Source organism: Burkholderia sp. APQ4-4ca, from assembly GCF_057837105.1.
Map to the genome: position 1 here is coordinate 149,290 of NZ_JBYQCG010000059.1, position 17,998 is coordinate 167,287.

At 72.0% G+C, this 17,998-nt stretch carries 8 protein-coding genes; 7 read left to right on the top strand and 1 reads right to left on the bottom strand.

Features of this window, described 5'->3' with window-relative positions; translation table 11 throughout:
* Window positions 1-59 precede the first annotated feature (59 nt).
* Genes AC3IFE_RS02545 through AC3IFE_RS02570 form a run of 6 tightly spaced genes read left to right on the top strand, consistent with a single transcriptional unit; the run spans window position 60 to window position 6,112 of the window.
* The gene (locus tag AC3IFE_RS02545; protein ID WP_006476052.1) at window positions 60-302 is read left to right on the top strand and encodes an MbtH family protein; all 243 of its coding nucleotides are present in this window, start codon (window positions 60-62) and stop codon (window positions 300-302) included.
* A 45-nt stretch (window positions 303-347) separates the two neighbouring features.
* Window positions 348-1,355 carry a TauD/TfdA family dioxygenase gene (locus AC3IFE_RS02550; protein WP_069620685.1) on the top strand — a complete coding sequence of 336 codons (1,008 nt, stop codon included), beginning with the start codon at window positions 348-350 and terminating at the stop codon, window positions 1,353-1,355.
* Window positions 1,355-2,206, top strand: a complete 852-nt coding sequence (locus AC3IFE_RS02555) for an ABC transporter ATP-binding protein (RefSeq protein WP_489189501.1) — start codon at window positions 1,355-1,357, stop codon at window positions 2,204-2,206. Before AC3IFE_RS02550 ends, AC3IFE_RS02555 begins: the two co-directional genes overlap by 1 nt.
* Complete coding sequence (fhuB, locus tag AC3IFE_RS02560; RefSeq protein WP_489189502.1) at window positions 2,203-4,293, top strand: Fe(3+)-hydroxamate ABC transporter permease FhuB; 2,091 nt, start codon at window positions 2,203-2,205, stop codon at window positions 4,291-4,293. Before AC3IFE_RS02555 ends, fhuB begins: the two co-directional genes overlap by 4 nt.
* Window positions 4,290-5,090 (top strand): siderophore-iron reductase FhuF, encoded by an 801-nt coding sequence (gene fhuF / locus AC3IFE_RS02565; RefSeq protein WP_489189503.1) that lies wholly within the window; start codon window positions 4,290-4,292, stop codon window positions 5,088-5,090. The genes fhuB and fhuF overlap by 4 nt, the downstream gene beginning before the upstream one ends.
* The gene (locus AC3IFE_RS02570) at window positions 5,087-6,112 is read left to right on the top strand and encodes an ABC transporter substrate-binding protein (RefSeq protein ID WP_489189504.1); all 1,026 of its coding nucleotides are present in this window, start codon (window positions 5,087-5,089) and stop codon (window positions 6,110-6,112) included. The genes fhuF and AC3IFE_RS02570 overlap by 4 nt, the downstream gene beginning before the upstream one ends.
* 192 nt (window positions 6,113-6,304) lie before the next feature.
* Here the strand turns inward: AC3IFE_RS02570 and AC3IFE_RS02575 are convergent, their stop codons facing one another.
* The gene (locus tag AC3IFE_RS02575) at window positions 6,305-8,050 is read right to left on the bottom strand and encodes a cyclic peptide export ABC transporter (RefSeq protein WP_089467408.1); all 1,746 of its coding nucleotides are present in this window, start codon (window positions 8,048-8,050) and stop codon (window positions 6,305-6,307) included.
* Between the two features lie 273 nt (window positions 8,051-8,323).
* Here AC3IFE_RS02575 and AC3IFE_RS02580 point away from each other — a divergent pair, with 273 nt between their 5' ends.
* On the top strand, window positions 8,324-17,992 hold the full coding sequence (locus AC3IFE_RS02580) for an amino acid adenylation domain-containing protein (RefSeq protein ID WP_489189505.1): 9,669 nt from the start codon (window positions 8,324-8,326) through the stop codon (window positions 17,990-17,992).
* Window positions 17,993-17,998 lie beyond the last annotated feature (6 nt).

A 17,998-nucleotide genomic window follows, 5' to 3' on the forward strand; every position in this document is an offset into this window, starting at 1 on the left:
AGACAGGAGCGGCCGAATGCGCCGCTTCGCTTCCTTCAACCGCCCAGCGATTTCCGATCATGACGCAAGCCCCGACGCCTTCCGCCGACACCGACGATCTCGTCTATACGGTCGTCATCAACGACGAAGAACAGTATTCGATCTGGCCGACGTTCCGGCCCGTGCCCGCCGGCTGGCGGGAAGTCGGCGTGAGCGGCCCGAAGGCCGACTGCCTCGCGCATATCGAAACCGTCTGGACCGACATGCGCCCCGCGAGCCTGCGCCGCGCGATGGACGGCGAGCGCGCGACGCGCGCGTCGTGACCCGTTGCGCCGCATGTGCGGCGCGTCACCTGAAGAGGACGTTGCATGACCCTGCTTTCGTTGCCGACGCTCGACGACCTGCGTATCGAGCCGGGGCTGCCCACCGTCGTGTCGCCGCGCGGCAACGACGGGATGTCGATCGACGACGTCGCGCCGCTCGCGCGCGAGATCGCGGCCGACACGCTCGAACGGGCGGGCGGCGTGCTGTTCACGGGCTTTCGCGTGCCGTCGATCGACACGTTCCAGCAATTCGCGGCCTCGTTCGGCGATCCGCTGATCGGCTATGAATACGCGTCGACGCCGCGCAGCCAGGTCGAGGGCGCGGTCTACACGTCGACCGAATACCCGCCGCACCGCGCGATTCCGCTGCACAACGAGCAGTCGTACACGCGCGAATGGCCGCTGCGGATCTGGTTCCACTGCGCGCTCGCCGCGCCGAAGGGCGGGGCGACGCCGATCGCGGACAGCCGCGCCGTGTACCGCGCGCTCGATCCGGCGCTCGTCGCGCGCTTCGAGAAACGCGAGCTGCTGTACGTGCGCAATTTCGGGCAGGGGCTCGATCTGCCGTGGCAGCAGTCGTTCGGCACCGACGAGCCGGCCGAGGTCGAGCGGATGTGCGCGGCGCGCGGCATCGAATGCGCATGGCGCACGGACGACGACGGCGAGCTGCTGCTGCGCACGCGGGAACGCTGCCAGGCCGTCGCGCGTCATCCGCGCACGGGCGAGCGCGTGTGGTTCAATCAGGCGAACCTGTTTCACCTGTCGGCGCTCGACGACGACATGCAGGAAGCGCTCGTCGACGCGGTCGGGCTCGAGAACGTGCCGCGCAACGTGTATTACGGCGACGGCGAACCGCTCGAGGCCGATGCGCTCGCGCAGATCCGCGGCGTGCTCGACCAGCAGCGCATCGTGTTCCCGTGGCGCACCGGCGACGTGCTGATGCTCGACAACATGCTGACCGCGCATGCACGCGACCCGTTCGAGGGGCCGCGCAAGGTCGTCGTCGCGATGGCGCAGAGTTACACGGTCCCGCGCGACCGAACGGAGGATTGATGACGCGTAGTACCGCCGCGCTTGCCGCGCGCGGGCTGTCGGTGGGATATCGCGACCATGTCGTGATCGACGGGCTGGACCTGTCGATCGCGGCCGGCCGCGTAACCGCGCTGTGCGGACCGAACGGCTGCGGCAAGAGCACGCTGCTGCGCACGCTCGCGGGCCTGCAGCCCGCGCGTGCCGGCCAGGTCGACGTGAACGGCAAGCCGCTCGCGTCGTTTCGCCGTCGCGCGCTCGCGCGCGAGCTGACGATGCTCGCGCAGTTCAACCAGATTCCGTCGGGCCTCACGGTGCGCGAGCTCGTCGCGTACGGGCGCTATGCGTACGGCGGCTTCCTGCGCGGCCTGTCGCGGGCCGATCATGCGGCGATCGACGAGGCGCTCGACACGAGCGGCCTCGCGGGCGACGCGGAACGCGACGTCGGCGCGCTGTCGGGCGGCGAACGCCAGCGCGCGTGGATCGCGATGGCGCTCGCGCAACAGGCGCCGATCGTGCTCCTCGACGAACCGACGACCTATCTCGACATTCATCACCAGCTCGACATCCTCGATGCGCTGCGTGCGCTGAACCGCGCACGCGGGCTGACGATCGTATGGGTGCTGCACGACCTGAACCAGGCGGCCGCGTACAGCGACGAGATCGTGCTGATGCGCGCGGGCCGCCTCGTCGCGCAGGGCACGCCGGACGCGATGCTCGACCCGGCGCGACTGCGCGCGGCGTTCGGCGTCGAGATGCTGAAGCTCGCGCATCCGCAGACGGGCGCGCCGATGTGCGTGCCGGCCTACGGGCCGTCGACCGACGGCGCACCGCCACAGGCGGCCGGCGTCTTCGACCGGGATCTCGCCCTATGACGACGTTCGCGATGCGCAGGCGCCTCGCGGCGACGGGCAGGGGCGCGGCGAAGGGGCGGGCCGGCGCGATCGCGTTCGGCCTCGTCGCGCTGATCGCGCTGCTCGCGGCGCTGCGGATCGCCCCCGATCTGCGCGTGTGGTGGGCCGCGGCGCCCGGCAGCGATGCCGCCGCGCTCGCGCACGTGTTCCTGTTCGACCTCAACCTGCCGCGCGTCGCGGCCGCGCTCGTCGCGGGCGGCTGCCTCGGCATCGCCGGCGCGCTGTTCCAGTCGCTCACGCGCAATCCGCTCGCGTCGCCCGACCTGCTCGGCGTGACGGGCGGCGCCCAGCTCGGGCTGCTCGCGGCGATGCTGGTGCCGGCGCTGGCGGGCGTCGCGTCGGTGCCGCTGTTGTTCGTGTGCGGGCTCGCGGCCGCCGCCTGCGCGATCGTCGCGGCGGGCGGCTGGCGCGCGACGCCGTTGCGGCTCGTGCTCGCGGGCAGCGTCTGCATGCTGCTGTTCGCGGCGCTGTCGACGCTCGTGCTCGCGTTTTTCGAGCAGAACATCGCGGGCGCCGCGCTGTGGACCAACGGCAGCCTGTACCAGCCGGGCGCGACGGGCCTCGCGCTCGCCGCGCGCTGGCTCGTCGTGCCGCTCGTCGCGCTGCCGTTCGTGATCCGGCCGCTGAATCCGCTCACGCTCGGCGACGATGCGGCGGCCGCGGCCGGCGTGCGCGTCGATGCGACGCGGCTCGCCGCGACGATCGTCGCGGTCGCGTTCACGAGCGTGGCCGTCAGCATCGCGGGCCCGCTGTCGTACGTCGGCCTCGTCGCGCCGAACCTGCTGCGCCAGGTGCGCGGCGCGCGCGCGGCGCGGCTCGGCGTGCTGGTGCCGCTGTCGGCGCTCGCCGGCGGTGCGCTCGTGCTCGTCACCGACAGCGCGGTGCTCGCGTCGGGCCTCGATGCGACGCTGTCGACCGGCGTCGCGATCGCGCTGGTCGGCACGCCGCTGATGCTCGCGATGATCCGGCGCGGCGCCGCGTGGTCGGGCGTGTTGCATGCGGATGGCGAACGCGCGGCGGGCGGCGGCTCGACGCGGCTCGTCGGCTGGCTCGAACGGCTCGGCTGGCCGTTGCGCACCGTGCTGTTCGTCGTGGCGGGCGGCCTGGTCGTGTTCGTCGGCGTGTCGGCCGGCCCCGAATGGCTGTCGCCCGCGCGCTGGTCGGCCGCGCTGTCCGGTCACGACGCGCTCGCGCGGATGCTGATCGACCTGCGCATGCCGCGCCTGCTGTGCGCGCTGCTCGCCGGTGCGTTGCTGGCAGTCAGCGGCGTCGCGATGCAGAGCGTCGTGCGCAATCCGCTCGCGGGCCCCGAAGTGCTCGGCGTGACGCAGGGCGCGGGGCTCGTCACGCTGTTCGCGTTGTCGACGTGGCCGCTGATGGGCCATGCGACGCTTGCCGCCGCCGCGCTGATCGGCGGCGGGTTGTCGCTCGCGATCACGCTCGCGCTGAATCACCGCCATCGCTACGCGCCGCTCGCGGTTGCGCTCACCGGCATCGTGATCGGCGCGCTGTGGACCACGCTCGCGCAATGGCTGATCACGCAGGAAAGCGTGCAGCCCGCGCGCTTCGTCGTGTGGCTCGTCGGCGGCACGTACGGTCGCAGCTGGGGCGAGGTGTCGATGCTGCTGCCGTGGTGCGTGCTCGCGGTGCCGGTGTTCGCGTGGCTCGCGAAACCGCTCGACATGCTCGCGCTCGGCGACGATCAGGCGGCCGCGCTCGGCCTGCCGGTGGCCGCGCTGCGGCCGCTCGCGCTGACGATCGCGACGCTCGCCGCGTGCGCGGCCGTCGCGGCGGTCGGGCCGGTCGGCTTCATCGGGTTGATGGCGCCGCACGTCGCGACGATGCTCGGCGCGCGCCGGCATCGCACGCGGCTGTGGCTCGCGGCGGCATGCGGCGCGCTGATCCTCGGCGTCGCGGATCTGGCGGCGCGCACCGTCGTCGCGCCGCGCGAAGTGCCGGCCGGCGTGCTGACCGCGCTGATCGGCGCGCCGTACCTGCTCGGGCTGCTGATTCTCGAGGGGCGCCGCGCCCGGCGCGCGGGGCGATGACGCCGGCGCTCGACGGCGCGCGCGCCACGCGCTTTTCGGCGTTCGCGCCGGAACCGTTCGCCGAGCACCTCGACGTCGTGTGGCTCGGCATGCCCGACGACGCGCATGCGCCGGGGCGCGTCATCGTGCCCGTCAGCGCGTTGCCCGCGCACCGCGACGCCGTGCTCGGCGCGATGGTCGACCATTACGGCGGCGATCCCGCGCAGCATGCGCGCGCGCTGATGTCGCAATGGAGCAAATACTATTTCGGCCGCGCGGCGCCGGCCGGCGTCGTCGCCGCGCTGACGCTCGGCCGTCCGCTCGACATGACGCCCGAACGCACGTTCGTCGCGCTCGACGACGGGATGCCGGCCGCGCTGTATTTCGCGAGCGACGCGCTCGGCGCGCCGTGCGACGAACCCGAGCCGCGCTATGCGGGGCTCGTCGCGCATCTCGGCGCGGTGATCGACCTGCTCGCGGCAATGGGCCGCGTCACGCCGCGCGTGCTGTGGAGCAACGCGGGCAACCTGCTCGACTATCTGCTCGATACGTATCGTTCGCTGCCGTGCGCGGCCGATCCCGTCCGCGATGCGGACTGGCTGTTCGGTTCGGCCTGCGTGCGCGGCGAATCGAATCCGCTGCGCCAGCCCGTGCGCGATGCCGTGCCGCGCTCGCCGCTGCTGCCGACGCCGTTTCGCGCGCGCCGCGTGTGCTGCCTGCGCTACGAAATTCCTGGAGAAACGCAACTGTGTGGAAGCTGCCCCCTGCTACTGACGATGGACGACGCGGCGCTGGCCGGGCAGGACGCGATCCGGTGACGCACGCCGGCCGCCGGCATGTGCTCGGCACGCTCGCGGCCGCGCTCGGCGCCGCGTGCTGCGGCGCGTTTTCCGCGTCGGCGGCCGCCGCTTCCGTGGCCGGAGGCGCCGGCGGTGCGCAGGGCGGCGTGTCGCTGGCCGGCAATCCCGTCGTGTCGCAGGCTAGCGCGAGGATGCCCGTGCGGCCGCAGCGCGTGGTCGCGCTCGACTTCATGTTCGCGGAAAGCGTGATCGCGCTCGACCTCGTGCCGGTCGGGATGGCCGATACCGCGTTCTACCCGGGCTGGCTCGGCTACCGCAGCGAGCAGCTCGCGCACGTGACCGACATCGGCTCGCGGCAGGAGCCGGGGCTCGAGGCGATCGCGGCGGTCAAGCCGGATCTCATCATCGGCGTCGGTTTCCGGCATGCGCCGATCTTCGACGCGCTCGACCGGATCGCGCCGACGATCCTGTTCCAGTTCAGCCCGAACGTGTCGGAAGACGGCGTGCCGGTCACGCAGCTCGACTGGATGCGGCAGATCTTCCGGACGATCGGCGCGGTGACGGGGCGCGACGCGCGCGCGCAGGCGGTCGAAGCGCAACTCGACGCCGGCATCGCGCGCAACGCGGCGCGGCTCGCGGCCGCGGGCCGCCACGGCGAGCGCGTCGCGCTGCTGCAGGATCTCGGCTTGCCCGATCGTTACTGGGCCTATACGGGCAACAGCACGTCGGCGGGCCTCGCGCGCGCGCTCGGGCTCGATCCGTGGCCGCGGAAGCCGACGCGGGAGGGCACGCTGTACGTGACGTCGGCCGATCTGCTGCGGCAGCGCGACCTGGCCGTGCTGTTCGTGACCGCGTCGGGGATGGACGTGCCGTTGTCGTCGAAACTCGATTCGCCTGTATGGCGTTTCGTGCCCGCGCTGCGTGAGCACCGGATCGCGCTGATCGAGCGCAATATCTGGGGATTCGGCGGCCCGATGTCGGCGCTGAAGCTGGCCGACGTGATGACCGATACGATGCTGAAGCTGCCGGCCGTGCGTTGAGCGCCGGGCGCGCTTCGAGCCGCGGACGACGCTGCATTTGACGGGCAGGGCGCGGCGACCGGCCTGACGACACGCGGTTTCCGCCTTTCCGTTTCGCGACACGTCAGTCGAATCCCCCGCTGAAACGAAAATCGCCGACACGCTGCCATCGCAGCGTGTCGGCGATTTTTTCGATCGACCGTCGGTGTCGTGTTACGCGCTCAGCGCATCGACGCCATCCTGCGCACGCAGGCGCGCCGGTTGCGTGTCGCTGACGATGCGCCCGTTGTCGAGCTTCAACAGACGGTCGGCGAGATCGAAGTAGCGGTCGTCGTGCGTGATCACGATCACGGCCTTGCCGCGCGCGCGCAGCTCGGGCAGCAGTTGTTCGTAGAACACGGCCTTGAACGACGGGTCCTGGTCGGCCGCCCATTCGTCGAACAGGTAGAACGGGCGATCTTCCAGGTAGGCGACGACGAGCGCGAGCCGCTTGCGCTGCCCGGTCGACAGCGCGCGCGTCGAAAACGCGCCGTCGACCACCTTCACCTTGTGGTCGAGCGCGAGTTTCGCGACGAGCGCGTTCGCCCGCGCATCGGCCTGCGCGCGGGACGGATCGTCGGGGTCGACGATGCCGAGCAGCGCATCGAACAGGTGGAAATCGTTGAACACCGCGCTGAAGCGCTGCCGATAGGCCGCGCGCTCGCGCCAGCCGATCGTGCAGCCATCGACCTCGATCGTGCCTTGCTCGGGCTCGTACAGCCCCGTCAACACCTTCGCGAGCGTCGTCTTGCCGCTGCCGTTGCCGCCGACGATGAACACGAGCTCGCCCGGCTTGATCGTCAAATCGATCGGCCCGATGCTGAACATCCGTTCGTCGCGCTCGTGGAAATACGCATGCGTGACGCCGCGCAGCGTGACCGCGCCGGCCGGCGGCATGTCGGGCGCATCGGCCGCGGGCGGCACCGTGCGCAGCGCGCCGAACTCGGCCATCACGCCTTCGATCCGCGTGAGCGACACGCGCGCCGCGTTGACGGTCGGCAGGTTGTTCAGCAGGCCGTCGAGCGGCACGAGCATGAACAGGAACACGACGACGTAGCCGGCGGCCGCGGCCGGGTCGGCATGCACGCCGAGCTGCGGCCAGAACGACGCGACGCCGAGGAATACGTAGAACAGGAAGATGATCCAGCCGACCCCGACCGCATACGCGCTGAACGCGCGGCGGCGGTGGTCGCGCACTTCGCCGATGGCGGCGCCGAGCTGGCCGTCGACGAACTGGCGGGCGCGCGCGTCGTGCAGCTTCAGCTCCTTCGCGCCGGAGAACAGCGAGCCGAGATAGCCGAACAGGCGGTCCTGCGCCTGGCCGGCGGCTTCGAGCGCCGCGATCGCGCGGCGGTCGCCGGTGTGATAGCCGAGCGAGCCGGCGACGATCGCGGCCAGCGCCAGCAGGCACACGGGCCAGGACAGCCACGCGAGATAGCCGAGGCAGCCGAACACGATCGAGCCGTGCATGACCAGGTTCGGCAGCGCGAAGAACAGCATCGACACGTTGGTCGCGTCGTCGGTCAGCACCGACTGCACGGGCGCCGCGCCGATCCGCTCGATGTCGCGCAGTTCGGCCGCGCCGACGCGCCGCGCCAGATGCACGCGCAGCCGCGCCATCGTGTCCTGCGACAGGCGGGCGAACAGCGTGCCCGACACGATCCGCGTGACGAGCGCGATCACCGCGCACAGTGCGAAGCGCCACGCGAGGGACGCATCGGCGGCGCCCGGTTGGGACAGCGCGCGGTTCAGCGTCGCGACGAGCAGCACGCTCGCGACACCGTTCAGCACGCAGGCGGTCAGCGCCAGCGTGAGCGACACGCGGCTTTCGCGCAGCAGCGCAAGGATCAGGCGCGCCGCGGGGCGGCCGGGGGAAGCGTCGAGGGACGGCGGGGAAGAAGGCTCGTGGGCGGCTGTCATCGGCAACGTCGGTAAAGGGAAGGCAGGCAATAACGCGAAAAACGGCAAATCCGGCGCGAAAGCGGCGGGCGGGGCGAACCCCGTTCCGGCTTTCCTCCCTGATAGACGAACGGGCCGCGCAAATATTTAGCGACATCGTCAAAAAAAAGCGGTCGCACGCATTTTGCGCACAAAGCGGTAAAAAATCGGCCGCGTCGTTCGTCACACCAGTGAAGCCGCCCCAAGCGGCCCCGAGACTTGGCCGAAGCGGCCGGACCGAAGGATTTCACGCACATGACGAGTTTCCCGACTGCGCTGCATCACCGAATCCGCGAACTGGCGCGCATCGCGCCCGACGCGCCCGCCATCGCGGTGCCTTTCCAGAACGACCTGCGCCTGTCGCGCGGTGCGCTCGACGCACGCGCATCGCAACTCGCCCGGCGCCTGCGCGCGGCCGGCGTCGGCGCCGAAGTGCGGGTCGGCGTGTGTGTCGAGCGTTCCGGCGACCTGTTCGTCGCGCTGCTGGCCGTGCTGAAGGCCGGCGGCGTGTTCGTGCCGCTCGATCCGCGCCATCCGGCCGCGCGCCTCGACTGGATCGTGCAGGACGCGCAATTGCGCCACGGCATCGTCGACGCCGCCGGCCGCGCGGCGCTCGGCACGCCGTTCGAACACGCGTTCGACGCAACGGAGAAGGCATCGGGCGTCGCGCAGGATCCCGCGTTCGATGACGACATCGTGACCGTGCATCCGCGTTCGGCCGCCTACATGATCTATACGTCGGGCTCGACCGGCACGCCGAAGGCGGTGGTCGTCGAGCACGGGCCGCTCGCCGCGCATTGCGACGCGCTCGCGGCCGCGCTGCCGATCGAGGCCGGCGACCGTCTGCTGCATTTCGCGTCGGTCAACTTCGACGCCGCGCACGAATGCTGGCTCGCGCCGCTCGCGGTCGGCGCCGGCATCGTCGTGGCGCCGCCGCAGCCGTTCGCGCCGGACGCCGCGCATGCGCTGATGGTGCGCGAAGCCGTGAACGTCGCCGCATTTCCGCCGGCGTACCTGCGCGAATTCGCGGCCGTCGCCGCGCGCGACGGCGTGCCGCCGGCCTTGCGCGTGCTCGCGTTCGGCGGCGAAGCGCTGCCGCAGCAGGCGTTCGAATTCGTGCGCCGCACGTTCCCGGCGGTACGTCTGATCAACGGTTACGGGCCGACCGAAGCCGTGATCTCGCCGATGCTGTGGCCGGTCGAACCGGGCGAGACGCCGGTGCTGGCCGCCGACGACGCATTTGCGTCGCTGCCGATCGGCCGCGTGATCGGCCCGCGGGTCGCGCGCATCGACGGCGCCGACGCCGCTGGGGTGGGCGAGTTGCTGCTCGGCGGCGTGTGCGTCGCACGCGGTTATCACGGTCGCCCGGCGCTCACGGCCGAGCGTTTCATTCCCGATGCGGACGGTGAACCCGGCGCGCGCGTCTATCGCACCGGCGACCTTGCACGCCTGCGCGACGACGGCGCATACGATTATCTGGGCCGCCTCGACGATCAGGTCCAGGTGCGCGGCGTGCGCGTGGAGCCGGCGGAAATCGCCGCGTGCCTGCGCTCGCACCCGGCCGTGGCCGACGCGGCCGTGCTGGCCGACACCGCCAGCGGGCCGACGCGGCTGATCGCGTGCGTCGCGCTGTGCGCGGCGGCCGACGATGCCGCATTGAAGGCGCACGTGGCCGCGCAATTGCCGGCCGCGTGGCAGCCGCACCGGTTCGTACGTTGCGACGCGCTGCCTTATACGCTGAACGGCAAGCTCGACCGTGCCGCGCTGCGCGAGCGGATTGCCGCCGCGCGCGACACGACGCAAGCTGCCGGCGAGGCGCCACGCACGCCGACCGAACAACAGATCGCGGATATCTGGCAAACGCTGCTGGGCCTCGACGTCACGCCGTCGCGCGACGATCGTTTCTTCGCGCTGGGCGCCGACTCGCTCGCCGCGATGCAGTTGCAGGCCGCGATCCGTGCCGCCGTGCGCGTGAATCTGCGGCTCGACACGCTGTTCGCCGATCCGGCGCTCGCCGAACTGGCCGAAACCGTCGACCGCGCGGAACGCGAGACCGGCGAACCGCTGGCCGCGATTGCCGCGCGCGGCGCGCCGGCCGATGCGGCCGCGGCGGGTGCGCCGTACGTCGATCGTGCGGCATCGCTCGCGCAGCAACGCTTCTGGGTGCTCGCGCAAACGCGCGACGCCAGCGCCGCGTATCACATCGCCGCGCACTGGACGATCGACGGCGTGCTCGACCGCGACGCGCTGCAGCGTGCGCTCGATCACGTGATCGGGCGTCACGAAGCATGGCGCACGACGCTCGTCGACAACGACGACGGCGTCGTGATGCAGCGGATTCACGCGCATCTGCCGGTGTCGATCGCCGCGGTCGACCTGCGCGAACAGCCGCCGGCTGCCCGTGACGCGCAAGCCGCGCGTCTTGCCGAGCGCGACGCGGCCGAACCGTTCGACCTCGCGCGCGGCCCGTTGCTGCGCGCGACGCTGGTCGCGCTCGCGGACGACCGTCACCGGCTGCTGCTGACCGCGCATCACGCGATCACCGATGGCTGGAGCTCGCGCTGCGCGTTCGACGAACTGTCGGCGGCGTACCGCGCGTATGCCGAAGGCCGCGAACCGTCGCTGCCCGCCTTGCCGATCCAGTACGCCGACTACGCGGACTGGCAGCGCGACATGCTGGCCGGCGGCGAGGGGGAGCGCCAGCTCGACTACTGGCGAGGCGCGTTGCGCGACGTGCCGGGCCCGCTCGCGCTGCCGGTGGATCGCCAGCCGGGCGACGCACGCACGCTGCACGGCGCGCGCGTATCGGTACGCCTGCCCGATGCGGTCGCGGCCGACGTGCGGCAACTCGCCCGCGACGCGCAGGCGACCGTCTTCACGGTGCTGCTGGCCGCGCTCGACGCGTGGCTGTCGCGCCTGACCGGCGAAACGGACGTCGTCGTCGCGGTGCCGGTCGCGCATCGCCAGCGCCCCGAAACGCGTGCGTTGCTGGGTCTTTTCCTGAACACGGTCGCGCTGCGCGTACGCGTGGCGCCGACGCTGCCGTTCCGTGCGCTCGTCGACGCGGCGCGTACCGCGGCGCTCGATGCGGTCGCGCACCAGGACGTGCCGTTCGAGCGCGTCGTCGACGCGGTGAAGCCGCCCGTCAAGCGCGGCGACGAATGGCTGCGCGTGAAATTCGCGCAGCAGTTCGACGCACGGCACGACAGCGTGCTGCCGGGCGCCACGGCGGTCGCGACGCCGGGGCCCGATCTCGCCGCGCGCTTCGATTTCGCGCTGGATTTCACCGACGACGCGAACGGGATCGAACTGGTCGCGGCCTATGCGACCGACTGCATCGATGCCGATACCGCGCGTGCCTGGCTCGACAGCTATGCGGCGCTCGTCGCGTCCGCCGCGCATGAGCCGCATGCGACGACGGCCGCGCTGCCGTGCGATGCATCGGCTGTGTCGCGCCAGCCGCGCGACGGCCGTGCACTGCGCGTCGAACATGCCGACGTCGTTGCCGCATTCGCGCGGCAGGCGGCCGCGTATCCGCATCGCGTCGCGCTTGCCGACGCATCGGCATCGCTGACGTTCGCCGAGCTCGACGACGCATCGAATCGCATCGCGCGGGCGCTGGCGCAACGCGGCGTGGCCGCCGAAGCGCCGGTCGTCGTCTGTATCGAGCGTTCGGCGCGTTTCGTCGTCGGCCTGCTCGGCGCGCTGAAAGCCGGCGCGCTGGCCGTGCTGCTCGACCCCGCGCAGCCGGCCGCGCGTCTTGCGGCGGCTGCTGCCGACTGCGGCGTGCGCTGGGCGCTCGTCGCCGAGCCGGCCGCGTGGCCGGCCGGCATCGACGCGCAGCCGCTCGACGTCGACGCGCTCGCGCAGGACGCGACGCTCGCCCATGCGGCCGGCGCGCGCGTCGCGCCGCACCCGGAACAGGGTGCGTACCTGATCTATACGTCGGGCTCGACCGGCACGCCGAAGGGCGTCGTCGTGTCGCACGGCGCGCTGGCCGACTACGTGCAGGGGATGCTCGACGAACTCGCGTTCGCGCCCGACGCATCGTTCGCGATGGTGTCGACCGTCGCGGCCGACCTCGGCCACACGACGCTGTTCGGCGCGTTGTGCGCGGGCCGCACGCTGCACCTGCTGCCGGCCGCGTGCGCGTTCGATCCGGACCTGTTCGCCGACGAAATGCGCCGCCGTGAAGTCGGCGTGCTGAAGATCGTGCCGAGCCACCTGCAGGCGCTGCTCGATGCGCGCGTGCCGGCCGACGTGCTGCCGCGCCACGCGCTCGTGACGGGCGGCGAAACACTCACGTGGGCGCTCGTCGCGCGGTTGGCCGCGCTCGCGCCGGCCTGCCGCGTGATCAACCATTACGGGCCGACCGAAGCGACGGTCGGCGCGATCGCATGCGACACCGCGTCGATCGCCGCCGATGCGCGCGATCCCGCGAGCGGCGTGCCGCTCGGCCTGCCGTTGCCGAATGCGCGCGCGCTGGTGCTCGACGCGTTCGGCGCGTGCGTGCCGGCCGGCGCGACCGGCGAGCTGTATCTCGGCGGCCCGGGCGTCGCGCGCGGCTACCTCGGCCGCCCGGCGCAAACGGCGGAGCGCTTCGTGCCCGATCCGTTCACGCCGGGCGCGCGGCTGTATCGCACCGGCGACCGCGTGCGGTTGCGTACGGACGGCCGCGTCGCCTTCCTCGGCCGTATCGACGATCAGGTGAAGATTCGCGGCTACCGTGTCGAGCCGGGCGAGGTGAGTGCGGCCGTGCGCGCGGCCGGCCCGATCGCGCAGGCCGAAACGCTCGCGATCGAGCACGACGGCCGCCTGCGGCTCGCGACGTTCGTCGTGATGCGCGACGGCGCCGCGTTCGACGAAGCGGCCTTGCGTGCCGCGCTCGCCGCGAAGCTGCCCGACTATATGGTGCCCGCGCAATTCGTCGCGCTCGCGCGTCTGCCGGTGACGGCGAACGGCAAGATCGATCGCGCGGCATTGCGCGAACTGGCCGTCGCGCCGGTTGCAGCCGCGTCCGGCGATGCGCCGCAAGGCACGATCGAAACGGTGCTCGCCGACGTCTGGCAGGCCGTGCTGAAGGCGCCGAAGGTCGGCCGCGACGACAATTTCTTCGAACTCGGCGGCGATTCGATCCTCGTGCTGCAGGTGATCGCCCGGGCGCGCAAGCGCGGCGTGCGCTTCACGCCGAAGCAGCTGTTCGACGGGCCGACGGTCGCCGAACTCGCGCGCATCGCGAAAACGGATGACACGGCCGTCGCCGCGCAGCAGCCGGCGAGCACGGTCGGAACGACACATGCAACACCGGCTGACACGCCGATCCTGACGCCCGCGCAACAGCGCTTCTTCGCGCTCGATATCCCGCGCCGTGGCCACTGGAACCAGTCGGTGTCGTTCGATGTGCGCGGCACGTTCGATGCGGACGCCTTCGCACGCGCATTCGACGCGTTGCTCACGCATCACGACGCATTCCGCCAGCGCTTCGCGCGCGGCGCTGACGGCACATGGCACGCGAGCGACGCGGCGAAGCCGTACGACGCGCTGCCGTTCGTCGAAGTCGTCGCACGCGACGAAGCCGACGCGCTGGCGCGCTTCGATGCGCTGCAACGCCGTCTCGACCTCGGCAACGGGCCGCTTGCCTGCGCGTGTGCGGCACGGCTGCCGGACGGTTCGACGCGACTCTATCTGGCAATTCACCATGCGATCGTCGATGGCGTGTCGTGGCGCATCCTGCTCGACGACCTCGACACCGGCTACCGCGCCGCATGCGAACGCACGCCGCTCCGCCTGTCGCAGCCGGGCCTGCGTGCGGACGCCTGGGCCGCACGGCTCGCCCGCGCGGCGACGGAGCCGGCGTCGCCGTTCGCGGGCGAAGCCGCCTACTGGGCCGGCATGGCGCAGGGCGACGACATCGTGCCCGATCACGCCGACGCAGCGGCGACGAACGCCGATGCGGCCGTCGTCGTGCAGACGATCGACGCGGCATTGACCCGCGCCGCGCTCACCGACGCGCACGCGGCCTATCGCACGCAGACGATCGAGCTGCTCGGCGCGGCGCTCGCGCTGGCGCTGGCCGGCGCGCGCGGCGCCGCATCGTGCCGGGTCGAACTCGAAGGACACGGCCGCGAAGCGCTGTTCGACGATGCGGATGCCAGCCGCACGATCGGTTGGCTGACGAGCCATTACCCGGTGACGCTGCCGGTCGAGGCGACGGCCCGCGACACGCTGTGCGCGGTCAAGGACACGCTGCGCGCGGTGCCGCACAAGGGGCTCGGCTTCGGCGTGCTCGCGCACTACGGCGATGCGGCCACGCGTGCGACGCTGGCTGCCGTGCCGCGCCCGCGCGTCACGTTCAACTATCTCGGCCAGTTCGACGCGCCGCGCGATGCGACGCTCGTCCCGCGTTTCGGCGGCACGGGTGTCGAGCGCGATCCTCAAGGGCCGCTCGGCAATACGCTCGCGATTCATGCGTACCTCGACACGGACGGCGACGGCGCGCGCACGCTGAAAGTGCATTGGGTCTACGGTGCGCCGCAATTCGAACGCGCGACGATCGACGCGTTCGCCGCACGCTTCGCGGCCGCGCTGCGCGAACTCGTCGACGCATGCGCATCGCGCATCGCGCATCGTGGCGCCGGCGCGACGCCGGGCGATTTCCCGCTCGCGCAGGCCGCCGGACTCACGCAGGCCGCGATCGAACGCGCGCCGCTCGACTGGCGCGCGATCGACGACGTGTATCCGCTGTCGCCGATGCAGCAGGGCATCCTGTTCCATGCGTTGTTCGCGCCGGGCCACGCGAGCTACGTGAACCAGCTCGTCGCGACCGCGACCGCGCTGGATGCCGACCGGCTGGCGGCCGCGTTCGACGCGTCCGTCGCGCGTCACGACATCCTGCGCACGAGCGTGATGCCGGACGAGGCCGCGCCGCTGCAGTGCGTGCATCGTCACGCGCGCATGCCGGTCGAGCAGCTCGACTGGCGCACGCGCGGCGACACGCTCGACGCCGATTTCGACGCGTGGCTCGCGGCCGACCGCACGCGCGGCTTCGACTGGCGCGAGCCGCCGCTGATGCGGCTCACGCTGATCCGCGTGACGGACGATGCGTGGCGGGTCGTCTGGACGCGTCACCACGTGCTGCTCGACGGCTGGAGCACCGCGCGCCTGCTCGCCGACGTGCTGCGCGACTACCGCGACCCGGACGCCGTGTCGCCGTTCGCGAGCCGCCCGGCGCTGCGCTATCGCGATTTCATCGCATGGCTCGGCACGCGCGACCGCGACGCCGACGAGCGCTTCTGGACCGAGCGCCTGGCGCGGCTCGACGCACCGACGCTGATCGCGGAACGCACGGCCGACCGCGCGGAGGCCGAGATGGTCACGTGGCGCGCGACGCTCGATGCCGACACGACGGCGCGCGTCGCGCAGACCGCCCGCGCGCTGAAGCTGACCGTCAACACGCTGGTGCAGGGCGCATGGGCGCTCGCGCTGCAGCGGATGACGCACCAGCCGGCCGTCGCGTTCGGCGCGACCGTCGCCGGCCGTCCCGATGCGCTCGCGGACGTCGACTCGGTGCTCGGCCTCTTCATCAACACACTGCCGGTCATCACCGCACCGGCGCCGCGGCAACGTGCGGCCGACTGGCTGCAAACGCTGCAACGCGAAAACGCGGCGGCCGCCGAACATGCGCACACGCCGCTCGCCGACATCCAGCGCTGGGCGCGCGGGTCGGGCGGCGCACTGTTCGACACGCTGGTCGTGTTCGAGAACTATCCGGTCGACGAATCGGTGCGCGACGCCGATCCGCGCGCGCTGGCGTTGAGCGGCGTACGCAGCATCGAGGCGACCGATTTCGCGCTGACGCTCGTGATCGAGAGCGGCGCCGAACTGACGATCGACTACGGCTACGACACCGCACGCGTCGATGCGCGTCAGGTCGAGACCTGGCATCGTGCGTTTGCCTGCGCGCTCGATGCGCTGGCCCGTACGCCGGAAGCGCGGCTCGGCACGCTGTCGATCGCCGACGAGGCGACCCGCGATGCGCTGGCGGCTGCGCAGGACACGGCGCAAACCTGGCCGGACGCGCAGCGTCAGCCGCTGCATCTGCAATTCATGGACGCCGCACGCGCGACGCCCGACGCGACCGCACTCGAATACGCGGACGCTCACGGCCGCGTGCAGCGCGCGACCTATCGCGAACTCGACGCCGCTACGTCGCGCATCGCCGCCGCGCTGCGCCGGCGCGGCGTGCAGCCCGATACGCCGGTCGCACTGTGCGTCGAGCGCTCGTTCGACATGGTGATGGCGCTCGTCGGCGTGCTGAAGGCCGGCGCCGCGTACCTGCCGGTCGATCCAGACTATCCGGCCGAGCGCATCGCATACCTGCTGCGCGATGCGCGGCCGGCCGTCGCGATCACGCAGGCGCATCTGCGCGAGCCGGTCGAGGCCGCGCTGGGCGAGGGCGCCGACACGCCGTTGCTGACGGTCGCGGATCTGCTGGCCGACGAAGCGGGCGAGATCGACGACGCAACCATCGCGATCGACGACGCGCAGCTCGCGTACCTGATCTACACGTCCGGCTCGACCGGCAAGCCGAAGGGCGCCGGCAACACGCACGGCGCGCTCGCGAACCGGATCGCGTGGATGCAGCACGCGTACCGGCTGACGCGCGACGACGTCGTGCTGCACAAGACGCCGTTCGGTTTCGACGTGTCGGTGTGGGAGTTCGTGTGGCCGCTCGCGATCGGCGCGAAGCTCGCGATCGCCGCGCCGGGCGACCACCGCGACCCGGCGCGCCTGGCCGCCGCGATCCACGCGCACGGCGTGACGGTGCTGCATTTCGTGCCGTCGATGCTCGCCGCGTTCGCCGCGTATCTCGACGATTTCTCGGCCGCCGCGCAATGCGACAGCGTGCGCCTGATCGTCGCGAGCGGGGAGGCGCTGGCGCCCGAACTCGTCGCGAAGATGGCGCGGTTGCTGCCGAACGCGACGCTCGTGAACCTGTACGGGCCGACCGAGGCCGCGATCGACGTGTCGCACTGGACCTGCGGCCCCGACGACGCGCAGGCGGTCGCGGTGCCGATCGGCCATCCGATCGCGAACCTGCAACTGCACGTGCTCGATGCCGCATGGCAGCCGGTGCCGGCCGGCGCGACCGGTGAACTGTATCTCGCGGGCGCGGGCCTCGCGCGCGGCTATCTCGGCCGTCCGGCGCTCACCGCCGAGCGCTTCGTGCCCGATCCGTTCGTGCCGGGCGCGCGCATGTACCGCACCGGCGACCTCGCACGCCGACGCGCGGACGGCGCGCTCGACTACCTCGGCCGTGTCGACACGCAGGTGAAGCTGCGCGGCCAGCGGATCGAGCCGGGCGAGATCGAAGCGCTGCTGCGCGCGGCGCCGGGCGTCAACGATGCGGTCGTGATCGTGCGCGACGAGCAACTGATCGGCTATGTCGCGCGCGGCGACGCCGGCCCGCTCGACCGTGCGGCGCTGCTCGACGCGCTGCGTGCGCAACTGCCGGCGTACATGGTGCCGTCGCAGTTGATCGAGCTCGATGCGTTGCCGGTCACGCCGAACGGCAAGTGCGACCGCCATGCGCTGCCCGCGCCGGTGCGCGAAGCAAGCGAAACCGTCGAACTCGCGACCGATACCGAGCGCGCGCTCGCGGCAATTTGGCAACGCGTGCTGCACGTGGACGCGATCGGCCGCGACGGCGATTTCTTCCTGCTCGGCGGCCACTCGCTGCTCGCGACGCAGGCCCATGCGCAGGCGAACCTGCACTGGGGGCTCGCGCTGCCGCTGCGCACGCTGTTCGATACGCGCACGCTCGCGCGCTGCGCGCAAGCGATCGACGCGGCCTGCGTGGCACGCGGCGCGACCGATGCGGCGAGCGCGATCGACGCGCTGCTCGGCGAACTGGAAACCCAATAAGGACGA

What these genes read in the sequence shown, in the direction of transcription:
- AC3IFE_RS02545 (WP_006476052.1), top strand. Translation starts at nt 60, where the DNA reads ATGACGCAAGCCCCGACGCCTTCCGCCGACACCGACGATCTCGTCTAT.
- AC3IFE_RS02550 (WP_069620685.1), top strand. Translation starts at nt 348, where the DNA reads ATGACCCTGCTTTCGTTGCCGACGCTCGACGACCTGCGTATCGAGCCG.
- AC3IFE_RS02555 (WP_489189501.1), top strand. Translation starts at nt 1,355, where the DNA reads ATGACGCGTAGTACCGCCGCGCTTGCCGCGCGCGGGCTGTCGGTGGGA.
- fhuB (WP_489189502.1), top strand. Translation starts at nt 2,203, where the DNA reads ATGACGACGTTCGCGATGCGCAGGCGCCTCGCGGCGACGGGCAGGGGC.
- fhuF (WP_489189503.1), top strand. Translation starts at nt 4,290, where the DNA reads ATGACGCCGGCGCTCGACGGCGCGCGCGCCACGCGCTTTTCGGCGTTC.
- AC3IFE_RS02575 (WP_089467408.1), bottom strand. Translation starts at nt 8,050, where the DNA reads ATGACAGCCGCCCACGAGCCTTCTTCCCCGCCGTCCCTCGACGCTTCC.
- AC3IFE_RS02580 (WP_489189505.1), top strand. Translation starts at nt 8,324, where the DNA reads ATGACGAGTTTCCCGACTGCGCTGCATCACCGAATCCGCGAACTGGCG.